This is a genomic window from Perlucidibaca aquatica, assembly GCF_001676655.1.
Lineage (GTDB): Bacteria > Pseudomonadota > Gammaproteobacteria > Pseudomonadales > Moraxellaceae > Perlucidibaca > Perlucidibaca aquatica.
The window spans coordinates 1,279,630-1,301,474 of record NZ_LZDB01000002.1; the positions used below are offsets into that span (position 1 = coordinate 1,279,630).

Genomic DNA, 21,845 nt, shown 5'->3' on the forward strand with positions numbered 1-21,845 from the left:
ACTGCCAAGGCCGATCCTCCCTGTAGAGATGCCTTGCTATGAACTTCAAAAAAACCTTACTGGCTAGCAGCTTATTTTCTGGGATTGCGCTCGCTGGTTTCAGCTTGAGCAATTTCACTTTACCCGGCCTGACACCCCCGAATGCAAATTCGCCCCTTTCAGGCGTGACAAATCTTTTCTCCCTGCTAACCGGCGCTAAACCTGCGCCAACAAATCCGGGGCTGCCAAACACCTTACCGACGCTGCCAGACTCCGGCGAGTCACCCTTTGAAGTACCTAGCCAACTAGACCCCACTGAAGTGGCCGCCACGTTAACGGCGATTGCCATGGGTCAAAAAATGCCCGATGAGATTCTGCTCGAGGTCATTCGTTTCATTACCGAGTTTGGTCCACAGGAAGGTGAGCCCCAAACTCCCGAAATGATCGCGTTGGGTGAGCAGCTGAGTGAGTTCTTGATGACGGCTGTTAATCGGGCAGGCCTGCCTACCGAGCAATTGCCAGCCGCACCTGCACTGCCGACTCCTCTGCAGCCGGGCAACCAAACACCCTCGCTACAAACCCTTTTTCAAACGTATGGCTTAGCGACCACGGCCGCCTATTTAGTGGCAAGCTATGGCGTGCCTGACCTTGCACCTTGGGTCATTCCACATAACATTCGCACACTAGACACCTACACGCGCACCCGGACAGAGCGCGTGACGACGGGCCAAGTCTTTACGCCGTTCCTCACCACGAATGTAGCGGTAGGCCAGCAATTCACCATTAGCACCACCCTCGATCTGGACTTACTCATTTCAACCGCGCTAGATCAACATGGTGTCACCGACACGCTGGCAATTCATGCCCCCACGTCGCTGACGTTAGATATCACCACAACCTGTAAGACCATTACAGCAGCCTTCTTAGGTCGCCGCTGCAGTCAGTTCACGGTAACGCCCACGACGCGCAGTAATGACAAAGTCATCGCCGAGAATGCCAGCTATACCTTTGCCTACCCGCTAAACGCAGGCCAATTCCCCACGCGTGCAACTGCGATGGATATCTTTCAAGTTGCCTACGATGCATTGGGCCGCCTGCATAGCCAAAAACCTCGAGAACTCATCGCCGCCAGCCCCTTTGCTCGCATTCCCGGCTTTGAGCCCTTGGTGCCCGGCACTGGCTTAGCGGACCTTTCCACACAAGCGCCTGCGGTCAACTTCTATGGTGCACAAGTCAGCCAAGGGGCACTAACCGACACACTGGTGACATCATTAATCAACCCAGCACTGAGTGCACTCACCAAAGAAGGCTTAGATCTTCGTCGCGTCAGTGGCGGCACCAGCCCTTTACCGCTTCCTGGCTCAGCCAATGGATCCATCAACGACAATCAATTTGGCACCGATAAGCTGCTCGATACTCGCTTTGGTCCAACCGCTGGCTACCGTGTTAATGAAATTCGCACGGGTAAAATCAACATCATGGCCGTTCGCTGGCACAATTTCGGCACGGAAACACTGGGTCGCTCTGTGGACGACCTCACTGGACGTATTCCGGGCTTACCTGCCGAGCTAAATGGTGCAGCCGCTGCGCTTAAATCCAGTCCTGCAAGCTTTTACTATGATGTTCCGAAAGGGAAATATGTCTTTGGCGATGAGCGTGTCGCTGGGACTGATAGCGTCAGAGCCTATGATTATGCACTCGCGGGCACACTGCCCACGGTTACTCTCCCACCCCGCCTGCCCTCGGCAGAGCAATTGCAGCAAATCGCTACAACACTTCAGGGTCTAGCGAGCGGAAACACGGGGGAACTAGAAATCCCAGGATTAGGCGTCACCCCCTAATTCAGCCCGTTATTCATGCAGAAGCCCGCCAAATGGCGGGCTTCTGCATTTTGACTAAGTGACATCACAACACTGAACTTGCTACTTTGTAGCCAATATTTTAATTCGTTGTACACCTGCCCTTGGAGCACACCCCATGAAAACCCGTGCCGCCGTAGCCTGGAAAGCCGGTCAGCCGCTGACCATTGAAACTGTCGACCTCGCTGGCCCAAAAGCGGGTGAAGTGCTGGTCGAAATTCGCGCCACCGGCATCTGCCACACCGACTACTACACGCTCAGCGGTGCCGATCCCGAAGGCTTGTTCCCGGCCATCCTCGGCCATGAGGGTGCCGGCGTGGTGGTCGATGTAGGCCCCGGCGTGAAGTCGCTGCGCAAGGGCGACCATGTCATTCCGCTGTACACGCCGGAATGCCGCGAATGCAAGTTCTGCCTGTCGCAGAAGACCAACCTCTGCCAGGCCATACGCAGCACGCAAGGTCGCGGCCTCATGCCCGATGCCACCTCGCGCTTCTCGCTGAATGGCCAGGACCTGTTCCACTACATGGGCACGTCCACTTTCTCAAACTACATTGTGGTGCCGGAAATCGCGCTCGCGAAGATTCGTGAAGATGCCCCTTTCGACAAGGTCTGCTACATCGGCTGCGGCGTCACCACCGGCATCGGTGCCGTGCTGTTCACCGCCAAAGTCGAAGCGGGTGCAAATGTCGTCGTGTTCGGTCTCGGCGGCATCGGCCTCAATGTCATTCAGGGCGCGAAGATGGTCGGCGCCGGCAAGATCATCGGCGTCGACCTCAACCCCGAACGCGAGAAGATGGCACGCGAGTTCGGCATGACCCACTTCCTCAATCCGAAGGACATCGCCGCGGCCGGCGGCAACATCGTCGATGCCATCGTGCAGCTCACCGACGGTGGCGCCGACTACAGCTTCGAGTGCATCGGCAACACCCAGGTCATGCGCGATGCCCTGGAATGCACGCACAAGGGTTGGGGCCGCAGCATCATCATCGGCGTCGCGGAAGCCGGTGCCGAGATCAGCACGCGGCCGTTCCAGCTCGTCACCGGGCGCAAGTGGGAAGGCTCAGCCTTCGGCGGCGCGCGCGGCCGCACCGATGTGCCGAAAATCGTGGACTGGTACATGGAAGGCAAGATCAACATCGACTCGCTGATCACCCACAAGCTCAAGCTCGAAGACATCAACGAAGGTTTCGCACTGATGAAGCGCGGCGAGTCCATCCGCTCCGTGGTGGAGTTTTAAGGTGGTCGTGACGACGCGCAGCACGCACGCCTGCTTCGGCGGTGTGCAAGGTTATTACGAGCATGATTCGGCGGTGATTGGCCTACCCATGCGCTTTTCGGTATACCAACCACCGCAAGCCCTCCATGAAAAGGTCCCCGTGCTGTTTTACTTGGCCGGCCTGACCTGCACCGAAGAGACCTTCATGATCAAGGCCGGCGCCCAGCGCCTGGCCGCTGAGCTCGGCCTCATGCTGGTAACCTGCGATACCAGTCCGCGGGGCGCGGGCATTGCCGGTGAAAGTGAGAACTGGGACTTTGGTGTGGGCGCAGGTTTTTATCTCGATGCTATGGTATCCCCTTGGTCAACCCACTACCGCATGGAAACCTATGTGAGCGAGGAGCTGCGAAGCCTGATCCTGAGTCATTTTCCCGCGGACGCTGAGCGCGTCGGCATCTTCGGCCACTCCATGGGCGGCCACGGTGCCCTCACCTTGGCACTCAAACACCCTGAACGCTATCAATCGGTTTCCGCCTTCGCACCCATTGCCGCGCCCAGTCAATGCGCATGGGGGCAAAAAGCCTTTACAGGCTACTTAGGGGATAATGCTGCCGCCTGGTCGGCACATGATGCTTCAGCTCTCATTGCTGCAGGTCACCGCTGCCCGCCGCTACTGGTTGACCAAGGCCTAGCCGATCAGTTCTTGCCACAACTGCATACAGACTGCCTCGAAAAGGCCTGCCAAGCGGCCAACCAACCCCTAACGCTGCGGCGGCACACCGACTACGACCACGGCTACTACTTTATTAGCACCTTTATTGCCGATCATCTGCGACATCATGCCAACCAGTTAAAGCGCTAAGCGTTTCGGTCAAGATGCCGTTACACTCATGCGCAAGTTTGTGCCCAATCCGGAGCCTTTAGATGCATCTTTTTTCGTTTCCCCGCGTATTGCTGATCACCGCCGCTAGCGCTGGCCTGGCCGCCTGTGGCGGCAATGCGCCCACGCTTACCGTGCCCGTGTCCGCTCCGAATGCATATTTACTCACCACCGACGACAGTATTGTGGGTGTGGATTTGGACAGCATGGAATTCGCCCGCAGTGTTCGGGGCATACCTCGTGCAACAACGGCCAGTGCCACGCCAAATCCACAGGCTTTAGAACCTAATGAAGTTATTCAAGATATTGATTATCGGAACTCGGAAGGAGCACTCTACGCCCTCACAAAAACGGGCACTCAAGGTCGTATTATTCGGATTGACCCTAATTCCGGCACCTTTATTCGACTTAGCACACTAGTCTCGGATGGCACTACAACCCAAATTGCACTCACCGATACCAGCTACACCATTGACTTCAACCCAGTCGTCGATCGACTGCGTGTCATTGGCAGCAATGGCGCTAACTTGCGAGTGGATGTCAGCACCGGCGATACCGCAACAGATTCAAATATTGCTGCCGGCAACACCATTACCGGTGCCGCGTATGAAGATACTTTCACTAGCACCGGCCGCGGTACTCGCCTGTTTACGCTGGATAGCAGTACCACCAATGACCGCGTTAACCTTCAGAACCCACCTAACGACGGAACTCAGTCTGACCCAAAGAGTCTGTTAGGCAGCACGAACGTCGACAGCATCGATGGCTATGACATTAACCCCGTGAATAACGCCGGACTTGCTTTACTCACCGTGGGTGGCGCACAGCAGTTCTACAACATCAATCCAGGTGTCAGCGGCGCCGCTAACGCAGCTACATTTTTCGCCGCACCGCCCAGACTGACCGGCAGCATTAAGTACAAGGCGTTTACCTTCATTACCACGGCCAACCCAACAGTCACCGCACTCACCAGTAGCAATAAAATTCACACTTTCCGCGCCAATCAGCCAAACGATGTCAGTAATGCCGCAGACCTTAGCGGCTTGGCAATGGGCGAAAAGGTTATTGGCATTGACTTCAGACAATCCGACCGCACGCTCTATGCCTTGTCTGATGCCAGCAAAATCTACTCTGTTGCCACTAATGGGACACTTACCAACGTGAGAACCCTGGGAACGCCACTCAATGGCGCCACGCAATATACTTTAGACTTCAACCCGCTCACACCAACAACGGGCTCAACGCAGAATCGCCTTCGTTTAATTGGTGCCGATCGTTCAAACGCGGTTGTTAACGTAGAAGATGGTGTTGTGAGTGGGAATAGTGCTGTCACAGGTACACCGGCACCCGTTGTGAAAGCCGCTGCTTACTTCAATAATTTCCGCACCAGTACCGTGACCAGCCTATTGGTGATTGATCGCGCGAGCAGTTCACTGAATACGCAAGATTTCTCCACGACAACATCGCAAGGCGCATTAACCCGACTTTCTACCCTTGGCATCACCTTAGACAGTACCAGCCCTGTGGGTTTCGACATCTCCGGTCGCAACAACGAAAACCAACTGCTCATGGCACGCACAGCAGCCAGCGGTAACTTCTCGCTGTATCGCGTCAATACCTCAGCCACCACCAGCCCTCTGACGCTCGTTGGAACTCTTGCGAACTCCAGCGACTTTATCGATATCGCTATTCGTTTCTAAGTCACGCTCATACAAAAAAGCCCACGCCTTCGGGACGTGGGCTTTTTTGTATCTACAGGAGACCTCGGTGAATTTCAGTGCTTACCGAGACACTGGCTTTAAAGCCCCAGGGGCTAGCGCGGCCGCCGAATGAGACAACTCAATACCCGCCTCTTGCAGTCGCTCGAGCAACGCCAAGTTCACCTGCTGCTGTGCATCCATGCTGAGCTGGAAGTCTGGATTGGTCATCCAATACACCACTTCAAACTCGAGAGCCGATGAACCAAACGCTTTGAAATGTGCGCGCTCAAAACGAGCCTGCGGCACGGTCGCCACAATGTCCCGCAGTAGCGCGGGAATGGCTGCCAGTAGCGCGGGAGAAGTTTCGTACACCACCCCGAAATTGAACAACATGCGTCGTTCGGTCATGCGCTTGAAATTACGGATGCGTGTTTTCAGCAGGTCACTGTTGGAGATAATGATTTGCTCACCCGTGCTGCTGCGCAGGCGCGTGGTTTTCAGGCCCACATGTTCAACACTGCCGGTGAACGAGTCCACGGTAATGACATCGCCAATCACAAACGGCTTATCAATCACAATCGATAACGAGGCAAACAGGTCGCCCAGGATGTTTTGCATGGCTAATGCCACCGCAATACCGCCCACGCCCAAGCCCGCCACCATGGCTGTTACGTTGACGCCAAGGTTATCCAGCATAAACAGGACCAAGAAGGTCCACAGCAAGACGCGACCGACAAAGCTGATCGCAGCAAGGCTAGTCGCGGCGGCTAAATCTCGGCTCATGCTTTGACGGCGATAATGTTCAATCCAGAAATTGAGTGCGCCGCTCAGCCATAAACCCAGCTGCAAAAAGCCCGCAATGGTGGCGACTTTAATCAAGACATGATCAATACCTACGGGCAAATCAAGGTAGCGTGTACCCGCCAGCAAGGTCACCCCAAACACGAGGAGTTGCTTGGTGTAACGCGCCATCGCAACAATTACATCGTCCATTTTCCGGTGCGATGTACGTGCCACTTTCGCTAAGCGATGCTCAATGAGCCACTTCAGTACGCCCACAAACAAATTGATGCTCAGCGCCAAGCCAAGCGCCGTGCTCCAGTCGCGCAGGCTATTGCCTTGCCAGATAAATTCCAAATCCACCATCATGAAAAATTCCTAAGATAAAACGCGAGCGCGTATCGCCAGCGTGGCTAATCAGCCCAATGTTGTGTCAGTGCCTGCAATACCTGTTCAGGCATTTCGACTTGAGGGAAATGGCCGCAGGGCAGCTCGGTTACTGGCCGCCCAGGCAGCAGTTCCCGGAACCGCGCCACCATATGTGCGCCCGATACGGGATCGTGTATGCCATCAATCAGGCTCAAAGGCACCAGCGTGTGTTGTAACGCCCCCACCCATCGAGTGCGTTGACGTTGGCGCTCGCGAATGTACTGAATATGCTTATGAAGCAAGTGCTGGCCCTGCTGGCGAGACATCAGCGTCCAATAGTCTGACAGCTCTTGAGGCGTCGGCTGTGTATTGGGCCCAAACACTTCTGCCATGCCCTTGCCGAAGCGTTTTGCACTGCTTAAGCGCGCCACCCAAGGCCCCAAGGGGGTGAGCAACAGACGTTGTAAGGGGCGCATCCGGTGCGCTTCGGGAAACAGTCCGCCATTGAGCAAGCACACACGTGTTAGTTGAACAGGCACCGGCCCTTCTAGTTGACGTGCCAGCCAGGCCTGCGTGATGGTGTTGCCCACATCGTGTGCCAGGATTCTGACCTTCGTGATGCCCAGCGCACTCAATACAGCCCAGGTCCGCTGCAAATGCGCGCCAATGGTGTAGTCACCCTGTCGGGGTTTATCTGAAAAACCAAACCCGAGTTTGTCGTAGGTAATGACGCGATAACGTTTGGTTAGTGTCGGCCAAATTGCCTGAAAGTCCCACGAGCTGGTTGGAAAACCATGCAACAGGAGTAAGGGTTCGCCTTCACCAGCCACGCGAAAAAACACGCGGCCGTCATTCAGCTCCAGGTAATCCCCACCCTGCTCCCACTCATGTAGATTCATGATGACGAAGCCTCCCCTGCTTCCCGTAACAACTCGCCAATGCGCTGATCTTTAGCCTGCCAAAGTTGCGCGACCCAAGTATGGAACTCGGCACGGTATTTGGGGTCATTCTCATAATCACCCTGATAAAAGGCATGCGGCAGCGTAATGGACTTCACCTCCACAATCACCCGTGGCACACGACCTGCCAAGAAATCCCACAGACCTTTTGAGCCATCGGGATACACGATAGTGATGTCTAACAGCGTGTTAATACGCTCCCCAAACGACGTCATGGCAAAGGCTAATCCGCCCGATTTCGGCTTCAATAAATAGCGATACGGCGATTGCGTGCGCGCGTGCTTCTCTGGGGAAAAGCGTGTGCCTTCCAGAAAGTTCAGCACCAGCACGGGTTGAGTTTTGAACTTTTCACAGGCTCGGCGCGTGGTTTCAATGTCCTTACCTTTTAGGGCCGGATTTTTGGCCACTTGCTCTCGCGTGTACCGTTTCATAAAGGGGTAATCTAAACCCCACCACGCCAGGCCCAGTAGCGGCACCCAAATCAATTCCTGCTTCAGGAAGAACTTGAAAAATGGCGTTTTGAAACCAAAAGCCTTCATCACCACCACAATGTCATTCCACGATTGGTGATTAGCACACACCAAATATTGGCCCTTGGGGTCAAGGCTTTCGGGCAAGCGGATATCCCACTTCACACGCATAAACACGGCAATAAACAGGGAGTTAAAAAACGCCCAGATTTGCGCACACTTGGAGGCAAAACGAGAGCACAGATTTCGCCACGCGCCAATGGGAATCAGCAATCTCAGAATAACGGCTATGTAGATTGGAATAACCCAAAAGGACACATTAACGATCATCAGCAGCAGCATAAAGAGCGCTTGTAGCGGGCGTGGCAACCAAAACAACATGACCTATCCTCTCAGTTATTGCCCGGGCACGCCCTCAGTGCCGGGCTTGAAACGAAATATGCGATACGGCGCTTGCTCACGCATATGAGACTTACTGCGCAACATCTGATCCGGGATGGCCGAGTCAGCCACATAAAGCCAGCCATCTGGCCCAAAAGACAGGGCATCCGCCCAGCGCAAGCGCTTCAAATCTTGCACCACTGTGCTGAGCAAGCCCGCGGGCGTCATCTTCATGACGCTGCCATGCTCTACATCGGTGATGAAAATATTATCGTTACGATCCATAGACAAGCCATCATTCAATGGCTTGCGACCCAGGGCTTTAACTTGCAACGCAGCCTGCCCAGCCTCTTCACGGCGAAGCGCCGCAGTAGGCACACTGAATAAGGTGTCATGCGCCATGGCGCCGTAGACCAAAAACTGGTCATTTTTACTGATGGCGATGCCGTCAATGCCGGGCTTCAACGTAAACAGCCCACCCAGCCAAGACATCGTTTTAGTGGGGTTTCGAATAATCCACGATTGCGGCATGACCGACGGATCTTGGTCCAGCGCACGCCAGGCATCACCCGACTTTAGATCCACCATGACCAAGCCGGGTGTGTTTCGCAGGAAGCTCACATCGGCAATATAGGCCATGGTACCCGTTGAATTGACCTGCAAGTCCTGCAAAAAAGAACCCTTAGGTGCCACATCCGACTTCAGCGAAAAATCCTTTAACACCTTGCCCGTTTTGATATCAAAACCCAATAAACGGGGCTGACGAAACCCATGCTGACCATGATCGATGGTCCACAAAGTACCGCGAGCATCAATCACGACACCCATTACCGCGTCGAATAAATCGGCCTGAGCAGCCTCCGATGGAAAGGCACGAATGCGGCCATCCGTTTCACGCACCAGAAGTTTATTGCCTGAAGGACGCGACTCCGGATGTACCGTAAAAAATACGCGTCCAGTCGCCGATACCGCGAGATTCCCCAATGGCTCGGGGTAGGCCAAAACCTCCTCAAGCACTGGCATATTCGCGGCAGGCATCGTCAGGTCTGGGTAGGGCTTGCCACCACCAAAGCGCAAGTAGATAGCGCCAATCACCAAGGCCAACACCACAATGGCGAGTAATGCCCGTTTTTTACCCACCCCACTGCGAGCTGATCGATATCGACTGCTACTTTGTCGAACTAATAAACGCTGATCGGCCTTCTTCAACATAGGGACTGCTTCCTGAGGCGATACATCATTAAACGCTCATGGCGCTAAGCATGAACGCAAACTAACAGAACTTGCAGGTCATTTTGTCATATTTGGTCATTTTCAAGCACTTACCCATGTGTATGCTCCAGATATCGCCTCCTTAATCAGGCATTTCTCGAGAAAATCGTTATGAGCTTATCGTTGTTTGATTTGACTGGCCAAACGGCTTTAATTACCGGCGGCTCTCGTGGGCTCGGTCTGCAAATGGCTCAGGCACTTGGCTCGGCGGGCGCGCGCATTATGCTCAGCTCGCGTAAAGCCGCAGACCTAGCCCAGGCCACCGAGCAGCTCCGCGCTTCCGGCATTGATGCCGACTGGATAGCGGCCGATGCGGGCGACCCCGACAGCATCGCTCAACTGGTGGCCGAGTCATTGCGACGACTGGGGCATATCGACATCTTGATCAATAACGCCGGAGCAAGCTGGGGTGCAGCCGCCAGCGAGCACCCGCTATCCGCGTGGGATAAAGTCATGGATCTGAATGTGCGTGGCTACTTCCTGCTGGCACAAGCTGTCGCGCGAGACAGCATGATTCCCCGCCGCCAGGGTCGCATCATCAATGTAGCGTCTATTGCGGGTCTCGGCGGAAACCCGCCGTGGATGGAAACCATTGCCTACAACACCAGCAAGGGCGCTGTGGTGAATTTCACCCGCGCGCTCGCCTGCGAGTGGGGACAGTTTGGTATTAACGTGAATGCCCTTGCCCCCGGATTCTTCCCGAGCAAAATGTCCCAAGGACTCATCGAACGCGTTGGCAGTGATGCCATGGCAAAGCAGGCTCCCCTCCAGCGCTTGGGCGATGAGCAGGACTTAATGGGCGCTACCTTGCTATTTGCCAGTGCCGCCGGCAAACACATTACCGGCCAAATTCTGGCGGTAGATGGCGGCTTAAGTGCCGTCGTGGGGGCTTAGCCCCCTGAGCGCAGTCAATAGCGGTGTCAGTACCCGTTCCCTCACCACCGGGTGTTGACGCTCGACCGGATAGCAACGCACCAAGGCCAAGTGATCCACGCCCTCGACCTTTGCTAAAGCGATATTTTCTACTTGAGTTGCCACGCTGCTAGGCAAGGCATTCCCCCGTGATGTTGGGTCGGTCCCTAAGCGGTCTGCGTGGGAATAAATATTGAGCAGTGTGTGAATATTGCGGGGGATTCGACGCACCGGAAACGCCCACTGCGCCGGATGCAAGCGCCCCAACCCACCTGCGGCAATGCTCACCAACACATCCACATTCAAACCACGAGTCGCCAGCACCTTAGCCACTTTAATGACCTGAAAACCACCTTGGCTATAACCCACCAACGCGATCTGACGGCCCTGCGCTTTGGCGACTTGCAGGAAATCGGCAACCACCCGAGGTGACGTGTTATTGCTAAATAGGCTAGCGTCTTCAAAGCCGGCCTCTCTCAACCAACTTAAGAGATGCCTAGCCATGTGCTGGCCTGCCAAAAGGCCATGAATCAACACGACTCTGGGTGCCCGGGTGTGCGCCGCGGCATCAGACATCCACACGATTTCCTGCTCCATTCTTGGCAATTCAGACTCCTGTATTTTGCGCTGATAGAGTTCATTTAAACGATTATGCGCAGCATCACAGTATGGCGGCTGGCGTGTGAACTTACAGGTACAGACCCAGTCCAGTTGCGTGCGTTTAGGGGTGAAAATGAGCGGCTTCCAAGACGTGCCCGCGTGGCTGCCATCACAAAAGGGCTGGCGTTGAGATAGTCCGCAACTACACCATGCGTACTGCTGACCGACTTGTAGCGAGACCAACGCAGGTTCAATACAGGCGACCACGGGCATTACAGGCAATTGGGATGAATCCTGCACATGCTCTGGGACATAGTGCTGTACAGCGGAAAGGACTCGCGAGGCATGACGATGTTTTTTTATTCCCAACACACTGTTCGTCATGCGCACTCCACCCAGAAAGACAAAAGGGCTAACCGTTGCCGGTTAACCCTTTGTTTTATATGGTGCGCCCAGAGAGATTCGAACTCCCGACCCCCAAGTTCGTAGCCTGGTGCTCTATCCAGCTGAGCTATGGGCGCATTGCTGAGGCCGCGTATTCTATGGATCGGCCTCGGTATCGTCAAGCTGATGTTGCTTGAAATTCAAACACTCAGAACAACTTACGCGATGATGGCGGAGAGTAAGGGATTCGAACCCTTGAGGAGCTTTTGGCCCCTACTCCCTTAGCAGGGGAGCACCTTCGGCCTCTCGGTCAACTCTCCATCAAGGCGGCGATCATACAGACGCAAACGCGACTTGAAAAGGCTGTGACGCTGTAATTTCCACCACTTAACGCTTTTGACCATGCTGTGACAGCAATTGTTTACGCATTTCAGGTTCAGACGATTTGGTACCCAACCAAATATTGAAGAACTGCTGGGTGAACTCCGCATCCTTGACTTGACCAATACGCTCCAGACCCCGATAGAAAACAGCTTCTCCCGCACTCGTTCTAACCGCAGTCAATTCGCTACCGGCTTGTACATCAGGAAATATCGAGGCCATCTGGCGCTGCCAAAGCGATAAGTTTTTCTCATTGATGTAGCCCTGTTTGCGCATTTCCTCCACGCTACGCTGAGCAATCTTGTTGCCCTCAAGGGCCCGTAAATAGCGCAAGCTCAGCACAAAGGGCTTATCCGGATGATACTGGCCCTTAGGTGCATACAGTGTGGCGTCGTAGACTTTGAACAACAGCACCGTTAAGCGCGCCTTTCCGACGACTTCTGGTTGCTCTAGCACCTGTTGAGCCAGCGTCATATTGGCTTGCGCACCACCCGTGAACATCAGTAATACCAAGACTTTTAACCACTGAGACATCGCACCACCCTTTTGCTTATGTTCGGAAGCCCTTAATAAACATATAACGGAGATGGACACCATTAAACAAAAAAGCCTCTACAAGAGAGGCTTTTTCAGTCACTAAGTACTTAGTAGTTACCCACGTCGTCCTCGAGGCTACTGGCTTCGCCAGGATTTTTTTCCTGCTGTATGCGCTGATAAATCTCTTCACGGTGCACAGCCACATCCTTCGGCGCGTTCACACCAATACGAACTTGGTTGCCTTTAACGCCCAAGACGGTAACCGTTACTTCATCGCCAACCATCAAGGTTTCGCCAACACGGCGGGTCAAAATCAACATGTCAAACTCCAAGATAAACGGACTGAACAAGTCCAAAAATGTTTGGGCTGGGCGCGGAGTCCGCCTCCAAAAGCCCTAACGATAGCCTTAGCTATCGCGGTGGCTTGGGACGCTCCTTCGCCCATGACACATCCCGCCAACCCATTGCAGCGGCTTTAGGCCGCTGGCGCATCCAAATCAAACGCGGTGTGCAGTGCACGCACAGCCAGCTCTAAATACTTCTCTTCAACCACCACAGAAATTTTGATTTCCGAGGTCGAAATCATCTGAATGTTAATGTTTTCCTTTGCCAAGGTGGCAAACATTTTGCTCGCAACACCGGCATGAGAGCGCATACCCACACCCACGAGCGAAACCTTACAAATTTTGTCGTCGGCAATGAGTTCGCGAGCGCCAATATCGTTAGCGACCGACTCGAGCACAGCCACGGCTTTCTTCATGTCACCACGAGCCACGGTAAATGTGAAGTCCGTTGTACCATCGGCAGACACATTCTGTACGATCATATCGATTTCGATATTGGCATCGCCAACTGGACTCAAGATGCGCGACGCAATGCCGGGGGTATCTGGCACGCCACGCACCGTCAGCTTGGCTTCGTCACGGTTAAACGCAATCCCGGAGATGACCGGCTTTTCCATATCGTCCTCTGCATCAACAGTAATCAAAGTACCGCCGCCCTCACCAAAGCTGGAGAGTACGCGCAACGGTACATGGTATTTGCCGGCAAATTCGACCGAGCGAATCTGCAGCACTTTCGAGCCTAACGAGGCCATTTCGAGCATTTCTTCGAAGGTAATGGTCTCGAGACGGCGGGCTTGCGGCACAACACGTGGATCCGTGGTGTAAACACCATCCACGTCCGTATAGATCTGGCACTCATCTGCCTTTAACGCAGCAGCCAGAGCCACACCAGTTGTATCTGAACCGCCACGCCCCAAGGTAGTGATATTGCCTTCAGGATCAACGCCCTGGAAGCCCGCCACGATGACCACGCGACGCGCATCTAAATCAGCACGCATGCGAGCATCGTCAATCGCCTCAATACGCGCTTTATTAAACGAGCTATCGGTTTTGATCGCGACTTGCGCACCCGTGTAGGAACGCGCCGGCACACCGCGCTTCATCAGTGCCATCGCCAACAAGGCAATGGTGACTTGCTCACCGGTGGAAACCATCATGTCCAGTTCGCGGGGCTCTGGCTCTGGCGAAATCGCCTTCGCTAGACCGATCAAACGATTGGTCTCGCCGCTCATCGCCGACAGCACCACGACGAGGTCATGGCCTTCGTCGTACCAGCGCTTCACACGCTCGGCCACAGCCTCGATACGATCTGTCGTGCCTACTGACGTACCACCGTATTTTTGAACAATTAGTGCCATTTCTTTAATCCGTAACTCAATGACCTTTCACAAGGTCGCTTAAACCATGACGAAGGCGCTTAGTTCACGCGCTCATTCACAAACTGTTTCACCGAAGCCAAGGCCGCAGGCAGCGCACCCACATCCGAACCGCCCGCCATGGCCATATCTGGACGACCACCGCCTTTACCGCCGACCTGAGCCGCCAAGTAGCTCACCAACTCACCAGCTTTCACGCGAGACATTACGTCGGCACTCACGCCAGCGGCGAGGCTCACCTTGCCATCCTGCACCGTCGCCAACACCACAACCGACTGACCGAGCTTATTGCGTAACTGATCGACCGTATCGCGCAAGGATTTCGCATCGGCACCGTCAAGTACAGAGGCCAATACCTGAACTTGACCCACTAATTCCGCTTGATTCACTAAATCATTACCGGCAGAAGCCGCCACTTTCGATTTCAGTTTATCCAGCTCTTTCTCTAACTCACGCTGACGTTCGAGTAACTGTCGCACTTTTCCGGCGACAGAATCACGATTGCCCTTAACGGCATCGGCCAGTTCCAGCAGCGTTTGCTCACCGGCATTCAACCAGGCCAACGCGCCTTCGCCAGTTCGAGCCTCAATACGACGCACCCCTGCAGCTACACCCGCCTCAGAAGTAATTCTCAACAGGCCGATATCGCCTGTACGTGCCACATGAGTACCGCCGCACAATTCCACAGAGAAGCCCGCCTCGCCCATGGTCAGGACGCGAACGACATCGCCATATTTTTCGCCGAAAAGCGCCATGGCACCTTTTGCACGGGCAGTATCAATATCCGTCACATCAGTTTCTACGGCGGTATTGGCCAAAATTTGACCATTCACACGCGCTTCAATTTGGCGCAACGTTGCTAATGGAATGGCTTCTGGATGCGAGAAGTCAAAACGCAGATAGTCCGCACAAACCAATGAGCCCTTTTGCGTGACATGCGTGCCTAATGTTTCGCGCAATGCCGCATGCAGTAAATGAGTGGCGGAGTGATTACGCGCCGTGGCCACGCGCAAATCCGCGCGCACGTCTGCCGCTAAAGTGTCGCCAACCGTCAACACACCTGCGGTAATCATGGCCTGATGCAAATGATGTGCGCCGGCTTTTGTGGTGTCCTGCACTTCGGCCACTACTGATGCATTACGCAAATAACCCACATCGCCCGCCTGACCACCAGACTCTGCATAGAAAGGGGTTTTATCTAGGATGATCGCGACCTGATCGCCGACATTAGCTGATGTTACTGATTCACCGCCGACATATAGCGCACGCACCTGCAAAGCATCGGCTTGCGTAGTGGCATAACCCAAGAACGTGGTTTCGCCATCCAGCTTAATGAGTGTGTTGTAGTCCATATCAAAGCGCGAGCTAGCACGAGCGCGCTCACGCTGCGCCGTCATAGCCGCCTCAAAACCGGCAAGATCCAGCGTGAGATCGCGCTCACGGGCAATATCACCGGTGAGATCGACGGGGAAACCATACGTATCGTAAAGGCGGAATACGGTCTCACCTGGAATCACGCTGCCTTTAAGACCGGCAAGATCTTGATCCAGGATGCGCAAACCTTGCTCCAGCGTGCGAGCAAACTGCTCTTCTTCTTGCTGAAGCACACGAATAATGGTGGCCTGCTGAGCTTGTAACTCCGGATACGCGCCGCCCATCTCCATGACTAACGCCGGCACGACACGATGGAAGAAGGTGCCGGTAGCGCCTAACTTGTTACCGTGACGGCAGGCACGACGAATAATGCGGCGCAGGACATAGCCACGGCCTTCGTTCGACGGCACCACGCCATCTGCAATCAGGAATGAACACGAACGAATGTGATCCGCAACAACCTTGAGCGATGCCTGATTATCGTTGGCACAGCCAATGGCCTCAGCGGCCGCCTTCAACAAGGACTGAAACAGGTCGATCTCATAGTTCGCATGCACATGCTGCATAACGGCTGAAATACGCTCCAACCCCATGCCGGTATCCACACTGGGCGCGGGCAACGGATGCAGTACGCCATCCGCCGTGCGGTTGAACTGCATAAACACGTTGTTCCAGATTTCGATAAAACGGTCGCCGTCTTCATCGGGGGAACCGGGTGGGCCACCGGCAATGTCGGCACCGTGATCGTAGAAAATCTCTGTGCAAGGACCGCAAGGACCGGTATCGCCCATCGCCCAGAAATTGTCAGAAGCGTAAGGCGCACCCTTGTTGTCGCCTATACGGATGATGCGCTCAGCCGGTACGCCAATGTCGTTTTGCCAAAGCGCATAAGCCTCGTCATCACTGGCATAGACCGTCACGGTGAGCTTATCTTTTGGAATATTGAGCCATTGCGGAGAAGTCAAAAACTCCCACGCATAATGAATGGCATCACGCTTAAAGTAGTCACCAAAGCTGAAATTACCGAGCATTTCAAAGAAGGTGTGATGACGCGCGGTGTAACCGACATTTTCCAAGTCGTTGTGCTTGCCACCCGCACGAACACACTTCTGAGACGACGTGGCACGGGTATAGGCCCGCTTGTCCAGGCCGAGGAAACAATCCTTGAATTGGTTCATGCCCGCGTTGGTAAACAGCAGCGTCGGGTCGTCATGCGGAACCAATGAGCTGGACGCTACTCGGGCATGCCCTTTTTGCTCAAAAAAACGAAGGAATGCTTCGCGGATTTCAGCGCTTTTCATGTACCGCTCCGAACCAATCAACCTGACGACCACCGAATTGCTATGCACATGCAGCCACAGCAGGCAAAAGACCGGCGATTATAACGACAGAATTCTTGTGTTCGCAGCAAATCTGGATGAATTTCAGCAGTCTTCGTTTAGATCAACTAGCTGTCCTTCATCGGCATCGTTATCGATCCGTTGATTTGCGCTTAAAGCTAGCTTCATAGCGGTAAGTGCTTGCCCCATCGAAAAACCGCGATACTGCAAAAAACGTATGTATCGTGCCTTATCCTTCATGTCTTGGGATAATTCCGTGCCAAAACGTCGCAGCAATAGATCGAGTGCGCGCTGCTCCCAATCGATATCGGCAGTTTGCTCGATGAGTGCCGGATGCTCGGCATCTAAACCACGCTGTTGTAACACTTGTTTGATTGAGCGCTGACCACGCCCACGCAGCAATTGCGTCCTGACGAGAGACTCCGCGAAACGGTCATCGCTTTGCAGGGAGTACTCAACCAATCGGCTTAGCGCATCCTCAATTTGTTCTTGCGATGCGCCAAACTGGCTAAGCTTTTGGATTAGCTCCGTACGACTGTGCTCTCGCCGCCCTTGCAGCGACAGCGCTTTGTTCCAGACCTGCTGGGCTGTGATAACGATGGGTTCATCGTTATCACTAGCACCAAAGCCTACCCGCTTAGAAGCCGGCTTCTTCGAAAACGCCCGGCTCATCTGCATCCTCCGGCACTGCCGTTACAGGCCCAATGAGCTGATCTCGAATTTGATCTTCGATCACCTTGGCAATACTGGGGTTTTCAATCAGGTACTTACAGGCATTGGTCTTGCCCTGGCCGATTTTGTTGCCTTGGTAGGCGTACCAAGCACCGGACTTATCAATGAGGCCCAGTTTGACGCCCAGATCAACAATTTCGCCTTGGCGATTAATGCCTTGGCCGTAAAGAATTTGGAACTCAGCTTCTTTGAATGGAGGCGCCACCTTGTTCTTAACCACTTTTACGCGGGTCTCAGAACCAATCACTTCCTCACCTTCTTTCACTGCACCAATGCGACGAATGTCCATACGAACCGAGGCATAGAACTTCAACGCGTTACCACCCGTCGTGGTTTCTGGGCTGCCGAACATGACACCGATTTTCATACGGATTTGGTTAATGAAAATGACCAAGCAATTCGAGCGCTTGATGTTGCCCGTGATTTTGCGGAGTGCCTGCGACATGAGTCGAGCCTGCAAACCCACGTGCATGTCGCCCATTTCGCCTTCAATTTCAGCACGCGGCGTTAGCGCGGCAACCGAGTCGATGACGATGATGTCGATGGAGTTTGAACGCACCAACATGTCTGCAATTTCTAGCGCTTGCTCGCCGGTATCGGGCTGGGACACGAATAAATCTTCGGTGTTAACGCCCAACTTAGCCGCGTACTGCGGGTCTAAGGCGTGTTCAGCATCAATAAAGGCAGCGGTACCGCCAGCGCGTTGGCAGGCTGCAATGACTTGCAACGTCAGGGTCGTTTTGCCCGATGATTCCGGACCGTAAATTTCAACAATACGACCTTTCGGCAAACCCCCAATACCCAGCGCAATATCCAGACCTAAAGACCCGGTGGAAATGGCGGGAATGGCGCCTGAAGCAGGCTGGTCACCCAGACGCATGACGGAACCTTTACCAAATTGCTTTTCAATTTGCGCCAGTGCCGCATTCAGTGCTTTTTGCTTGTTATCGTTCATCGGCGTTTCCTCTTTAGTCTGGCGGGAAGCCATGCTTAATGTTTTCAGTCAGTGTGGGGCCTAACGGCCATTACTGTTCTTTCGTACAGTATTATGGCATAGGGTCTGCGACTTCGCTACCGCACAAGGACTTAATTAATTCAGTCAGCGCCAAAACGACTGTTTGCTCACGAATTTCCCTGCGATCGCCCGCAAATAATCGGCAAGTGGTTTGCGTTCCTAGCTGACTAGCCCAGGCCAACCAAACTGTGCCTACGGGCTTATCCCGACTGCCGCCGCCAGGCCCTGCTACACCACTAACAGCTATCGCCCAGTCCGCCCCTGCACGTGCTCTGGCACCTTCAGCCATCGCCGATACCACGGCTTCACTGACGGCTCCATGGGCCTCAATCAGCTCGGGCGCAACGCCTAGTTGTGAGGACTTAGCTGCATTGCTGTAGGTCACCCATCCCTGACCAAACCAAGCCGAACTGCCCGCAATACGGGTTATGGCCTCAGCAATACCTCCGCCGGTACAGGACTCTGCCGTCGTGACCTGCAAACCTCGCTGTTGCAATGCTTCACCACACTGTTGAGCTAATTCGGTCAGCACGTTTTATCCTCAAGAGTTGTCGCGTAGAAGCGCACAGTATCGCCAAAAACAGTATGCTCGGCAGTTCATTATTCATTCTACACACGCTCATCTGGTGAGCTATTTCATCCGAATTTCAGATTAAAAGAGAGACACCTATGCTTAATTTCAGCTATCGCAACCCCGTCAAAGTCGTTTTTGGTGCAGGTAGCATCGCGCAGTTAAGCAAAGAAATTCCGCAAGATGCCCGCGTGCTCATTACCTATGGCGGTGGCAGCGTAAAGACAACAGGGACACTGGCTGAAGTGCATGCCGCACTCAGCACGCAGACCGTTTTTGAATTTGGCGGCATCGAACCTAACCCGAGCCTGGAAACCATCCAGCGCGCACTTGCCGTGGTGAAAGCAGAACGCATCGACTTCATTCTTGCGGTGGGCGGCGGTTCGGTAATGGATGGCAGCAAGTTTCTCGCCGCGGCCGCCTGCTACGAGGGCGATGCGCTGGAACTGCTGCACAGCCGAGGCCGCAAAATTACCGGCGCTTTACCACTGGGCGTGGTCGTGACATTGGCCGCCACCGGCTCAGAAACCAATAACGGTGGCGTTCTCACGCATCTCGCCACGCACACCAAATTAGCCTTCAGCCACCCGCTGCTGTTTCCGCGCTTCGCCATCATGGATCCCGCCAAAACGCTAACCCTGCCGGCGCGACAAGTCGGTAACGGCGTGGTTGATGCCTTCGTGCATGTGGTCGAGCAATACCTGACGTATCCGGTCAATGCCAAGGTGCAGGACCGCTTCGCCGAAGGCCTTCTGCTGACACTTATCGAAGATGGCCCGAAAGCCTTGTCAGAGCTAGATAATGTCGAAGTTCGTGCCAACCTAATGTGGGCCGCCAGCCAAGCACTTAATGGCCTCATTGGCGCCGGCGTGCCGCAGGACTGGTCTACACACATGATCGGCCACGAGTTGACCGCCGCGCACGGCATTGATCATGCACAAACGCTGGCCATCGTGCTGCCGGCGATGTTGCAAGATCAGCGCGAAGCCAAGCACGACAAGCTCGTGCAGTACGCCGAGCGCGTGTGGAATTTGCGCGACGGCAATGCCGATGAGCGTATTACCGCCGCCATCGCCAAGACCCGTGACTTCTTTGAAACCATGCAGGTGCCGACGCGACTCTCTGCGTATGGTGTCGGCGCAGAGCATCTCGATCATCTCGTCGGGCAGCTGCAGGCGCACGGCATGATCAAGCTCGGCGAGCGTCAGGCTGTCACGCCCGAGGTCTCGCGCCGCGTCTTGGAGGCAGCACTCTAATGGCGATTTCATTCAGCTTCGAAACCAGCCCGCGCATCCTCTGCGAACAAGGCAGCGCCAGCCGTCTCGGCACACTGGCCGCCGAGCTGGGCGCACGCCATGTCTTTATCGTGACCGACCGCTTTCTGCATGACAGCGGTCTGACGGCTTCGCTGATCGCCGGCATGCAGGCTGCGAGCATCAGCTTCACGCTCTATACCGATGTCCTCGCTGATCCGCCCGAAGCCAGCGTCGAAGCCGCCGTGGCTGCTGCTGTGACATCCGGTGCCGATGCCGTGATCGGTTTTGGCGGCGGCAGCTCCATGGATACCGCCAAGCTGGTCGCCCTGCTCGCCCGCTCGCCGCAGACGCTGGCCGACATCTATGGCCCCGGCCTCGCCAAGGGCCCGCGCCTGCCGCTGATTCAAGTGCCGACCACCGCCGGCACTGGCTCGGAAGTCACGCCGATTTCGATTCTGACCACGCCCAGCGACGAGAAAAAAGGCGTGGTATCAAGCCTGCTGTATCCGGACATTGCCGTGCTCGACAGTACGCTGACACTGGGCCTGCCCGCCGGCATCACTGCCGCCACGGGCATTGACGCCATGGTGCATGCCATCGAGGCCTACACCAGCAAGCACAAGAAGAATCCGCTGTCAGATGCCCTCGCGCTGCAAGCCCTGAAAGCCCTGCACGACAACATCCGCATCGTGCTCAAGGACGGAAAAAATGCCGATGCCCGCGAAGCCATGCTGCTCGGCTCGCTGTTTGCCGGCATGGCCTTCGCCAATGCGCCGGTCGCGGCCGTGCATGCGCTGGCCTATCCGCTCGGCGGGCACTATCACCTGCCTCACGGCCTGACCAATGCGCTGGTGCTGGCACCGGTGCTGGCCTTCAATCAGCCCGCCGCCGCGCGTCACTATGCCGAACTCGAACGCCACCTCGACAGCTCCGCCAGCGGCGATGACCAGGTCGCCTCCCACGCCTTCATCCGACGCATGACTGCGCTGGTCGGCGAGATGCCGTTCGACCAGACCCTGCGTGGCAACGGCGTGCCGGAAGCCGACCTGCCCATGCTCGCCCGCGATGCCATGGCCGTACAGCGCCTGCTCGTCAACAACCCGCGCGAGGTCAGCTACGACGACGCGCTCGCCCTTTACCAAGCCGTTTACTGAGCCG

General features: G+C 55.0%; 19 protein-coding genes and 2 tRNA genes. 7 read left to right on the forward strand and 14 right to left on the reverse strand.

Features of this window, described 5'->3' with window-relative positions; translation table 11 throughout:
* Nucleotides 1-38 precede the first annotated feature (38 nt).
* The 4 genes from A8710_RS09775 (at nt 39) to A8710_RS09790 (ending at nt 5,634) form a co-directional block, all read left to right on the forward strand.
* Nucleotides 39-1,820, forward strand: coding sequence for a hypothetical protein (locus A8710_RS09775; protein WP_068860070.1), 1,782 nt, complete (start codon nt 39-41; stop codon nt 1,818-1,820).
* 136 nt (nt 1,821-1,956) lie between these two features.
* A complete protein-coding gene (locus tag A8710_RS09780; RefSeq protein ID WP_068860071.1) occupies nt 1,957-3,075 on the forward strand; it encodes an S-(hydroxymethyl)glutathione dehydrogenase/class III alcohol dehydrogenase in 1,119 nt (372 codons plus the stop codon).
* A 7-nt stretch (nt 3,076-3,082) separates the two neighbouring features.
* Nucleotides 3,083-3,916, forward strand: a complete 834-nt coding sequence (gene fghA / locus A8710_RS09785) for an S-formylglutathione hydrolase (RefSeq protein WP_094078705.1) — start codon at nt 3,083-3,085, stop codon at nt 3,914-3,916.
* A gap of 62 nt (nt 3,917-3,978) precedes the next feature.
* On the forward strand, nt 3,979-5,634 hold the full coding sequence (locus A8710_RS09790; protein WP_068860074.1) for a DUF4394 domain-containing protein: 1,656 nt from the start codon (nt 3,979-3,981) through the stop codon (nt 5,632-5,634).
* 81 nt (nt 5,635-5,715) lie between these two features.
* Here the strand turns inward: A8710_RS09790 and A8710_RS09795 are convergent, their stop codons facing one another.
* The 4 genes from A8710_RS09795 to A8710_RS09810 are packed head-to-tail and all read right to left on the reverse strand — an operon-like array spanning nt 5,716 to nt 9,805.
* Nucleotides 5,716-6,783 carry a mechanosensitive ion channel family protein gene (locus A8710_RS09795; protein ID WP_068860076.1) on the reverse strand — a complete coding sequence of 356 codons (1,068 nt, stop codon included), beginning with the start codon at nt 6,781-6,783 and terminating at the stop codon, nt 5,716-5,718.
* A 44-nt stretch (nt 6,784-6,827) separates the two neighbouring features.
* On the reverse strand, nt 6,828-7,682 hold the full coding sequence (locus tag A8710_RS09800; RefSeq protein WP_068860078.1) for an alpha/beta fold hydrolase: 855 nt from the start codon (nt 7,680-7,682) through the stop codon (nt 6,828-6,830).
* Entirely contained in the window at nt 7,679-8,581 is a 903-nt protein-coding gene (locus A8710_RS09805; RefSeq protein WP_406609605.1) for an acyltransferase, read from the reverse strand. Before A8710_RS09805 ends, A8710_RS09800 begins: the two co-directional genes overlap by 4 nt.
* Nucleotides 8,582-8,608: 27 nt before the next feature.
* Nucleotides 8,609-9,805: an L-dopachrome tautomerase-related protein gene (locus A8710_RS09810; RefSeq protein ID WP_068860082.1), complete on the reverse strand. Its 1,197-nt coding sequence runs from the start codon at nt 9,803-9,805 to the stop codon at nt 8,609-8,611.
* 171 nt (nt 9,806-9,976) lie between these two features.
* On the opposite strand from A8710_RS09810, the gene A8710_RS09815 reads away from it, so the two are divergent.
* Nucleotides 9,977-10,759 (forward strand): SDR family oxidoreductase, encoded by a 783-nt coding sequence (locus A8710_RS09815; protein WP_068860084.1) that lies wholly within the window; start codon nt 9,977-9,979, stop codon nt 10,757-10,759.
* On the opposite strand, the gene A8710_RS09820 is transcribed toward A8710_RS09815, so the two are convergent.
* The 10 genes from A8710_RS09820 to A8710_RS09865 all read right to left on the reverse strand — a co-directional run bounded on the left by A8710_RS09820 (nt 10,736) and on the right by A8710_RS09865 (nt 19,392).
* On the reverse strand, nt 10,736-11,650 hold the full coding sequence (locus tag A8710_RS09820) for a CDGSH iron-sulfur domain-containing protein (protein ID WP_082968785.1): 915 nt from the start codon (nt 11,648-11,650) through the stop codon (nt 10,736-10,738). The two genes, A8710_RS09815 and A8710_RS09820, sit on opposite strands and share 24 nt — an antisense overlap.
* 171 nt (nt 11,651-11,821) lie before the next feature.
* Nucleotides 11,822-11,898 (reverse strand) — tRNA-Arg (locus A8710_RS09825).
* A gap of 92 nt (nt 11,899-11,990) precedes the next feature.
* Nucleotides 11,991-12,081 (reverse strand) — tRNA-Ser (locus A8710_RS09830).
* 67 nt (nt 12,082-12,148) lie between these two features.
* Nucleotides 12,149-12,676 (reverse strand): chalcone isomerase family protein, encoded by a 528-nt coding sequence (locus tag A8710_RS09835; protein WP_068860088.1) that lies wholly within the window; start codon nt 12,674-12,676, stop codon nt 12,149-12,151.
* Nucleotides 12,677-12,786: 110 nt separating this feature from the next.
* Nucleotides 12,787-12,999 carry a carbon storage regulator CsrA gene (csrA, locus tag A8710_RS09840; RefSeq protein ID WP_068860090.1) on the reverse strand — a complete coding sequence of 71 codons (213 nt, stop codon included), beginning with the start codon at nt 12,997-12,999 and terminating at the stop codon, nt 12,787-12,789.
* Nucleotides 13,000-13,154: 155 nt separating this feature from the next.
* Entirely contained in the window at nt 13,155-14,381 is a 1,227-nt protein-coding gene (locus A8710_RS09845) for an aspartate kinase (RefSeq protein ID WP_068860092.1), read from the reverse strand.
* A 59-nt stretch (nt 14,382-14,440) separates the two neighbouring features.
* Nucleotides 14,441-17,074 carry an alanine--tRNA ligase gene (alaS, locus tag A8710_RS09850; protein ID WP_068860094.1) on the reverse strand — a complete coding sequence of 878 codons (2,634 nt, stop codon included), beginning with the start codon at nt 17,072-17,074 and terminating at the stop codon, nt 14,441-14,443.
* A 123-nt stretch (nt 17,075-17,197) separates the two neighbouring features.
* On the reverse strand, nt 17,198-17,785 hold the full coding sequence (locus tag A8710_RS09855; RefSeq protein ID WP_068860097.1) for a regulatory protein RecX: 588 nt from the start codon (nt 17,783-17,785) through the stop codon (nt 17,198-17,200).
* Complete coding sequence (recA, locus tag A8710_RS09860; protein ID WP_068860098.1) at nt 17,751-18,800, reverse strand: recombinase RecA; 1,050 nt, start codon at nt 18,798-18,800, stop codon at nt 17,751-17,753. Before recA ends, A8710_RS09855 begins: the two co-directional genes overlap by 35 nt.
* A gap of 91 nt (nt 18,801-18,891) precedes the next feature.
* Nucleotides 18,892-19,392 (reverse strand): CinA family protein, encoded by a 501-nt coding sequence (locus tag A8710_RS09865; RefSeq protein ID WP_068860101.1) that lies wholly within the window; start codon nt 19,390-19,392, stop codon nt 18,892-18,894.
* Nucleotides 19,393-19,529: 137 nt separating this feature from the next.
* Between A8710_RS09865 and A8710_RS09870 the strand changes: the two genes are divergently transcribed.
* Both A8710_RS09870 and A8710_RS09875 read left to right on the forward strand, forming a co-directional pair.
* Entirely contained in the window at nt 19,530-20,687 is a 1,158-nt protein-coding gene (locus tag A8710_RS09870) for an iron-containing alcohol dehydrogenase (protein WP_068860103.1), read from the forward strand.
* The gene (locus A8710_RS09875; RefSeq protein ID WP_068860105.1) at nt 20,687-21,841 is read left to right on the forward strand and encodes an iron-containing alcohol dehydrogenase; all 1,155 of its coding nucleotides are present in this window, start codon (nt 20,687-20,689) and stop codon (nt 21,839-21,841) included. Before A8710_RS09870 ends, A8710_RS09875 begins: the two co-directional genes overlap by 1 nt.
* The last annotated feature ends 4 nt before the right edge of the window (nt 21,842-21,845 follow it).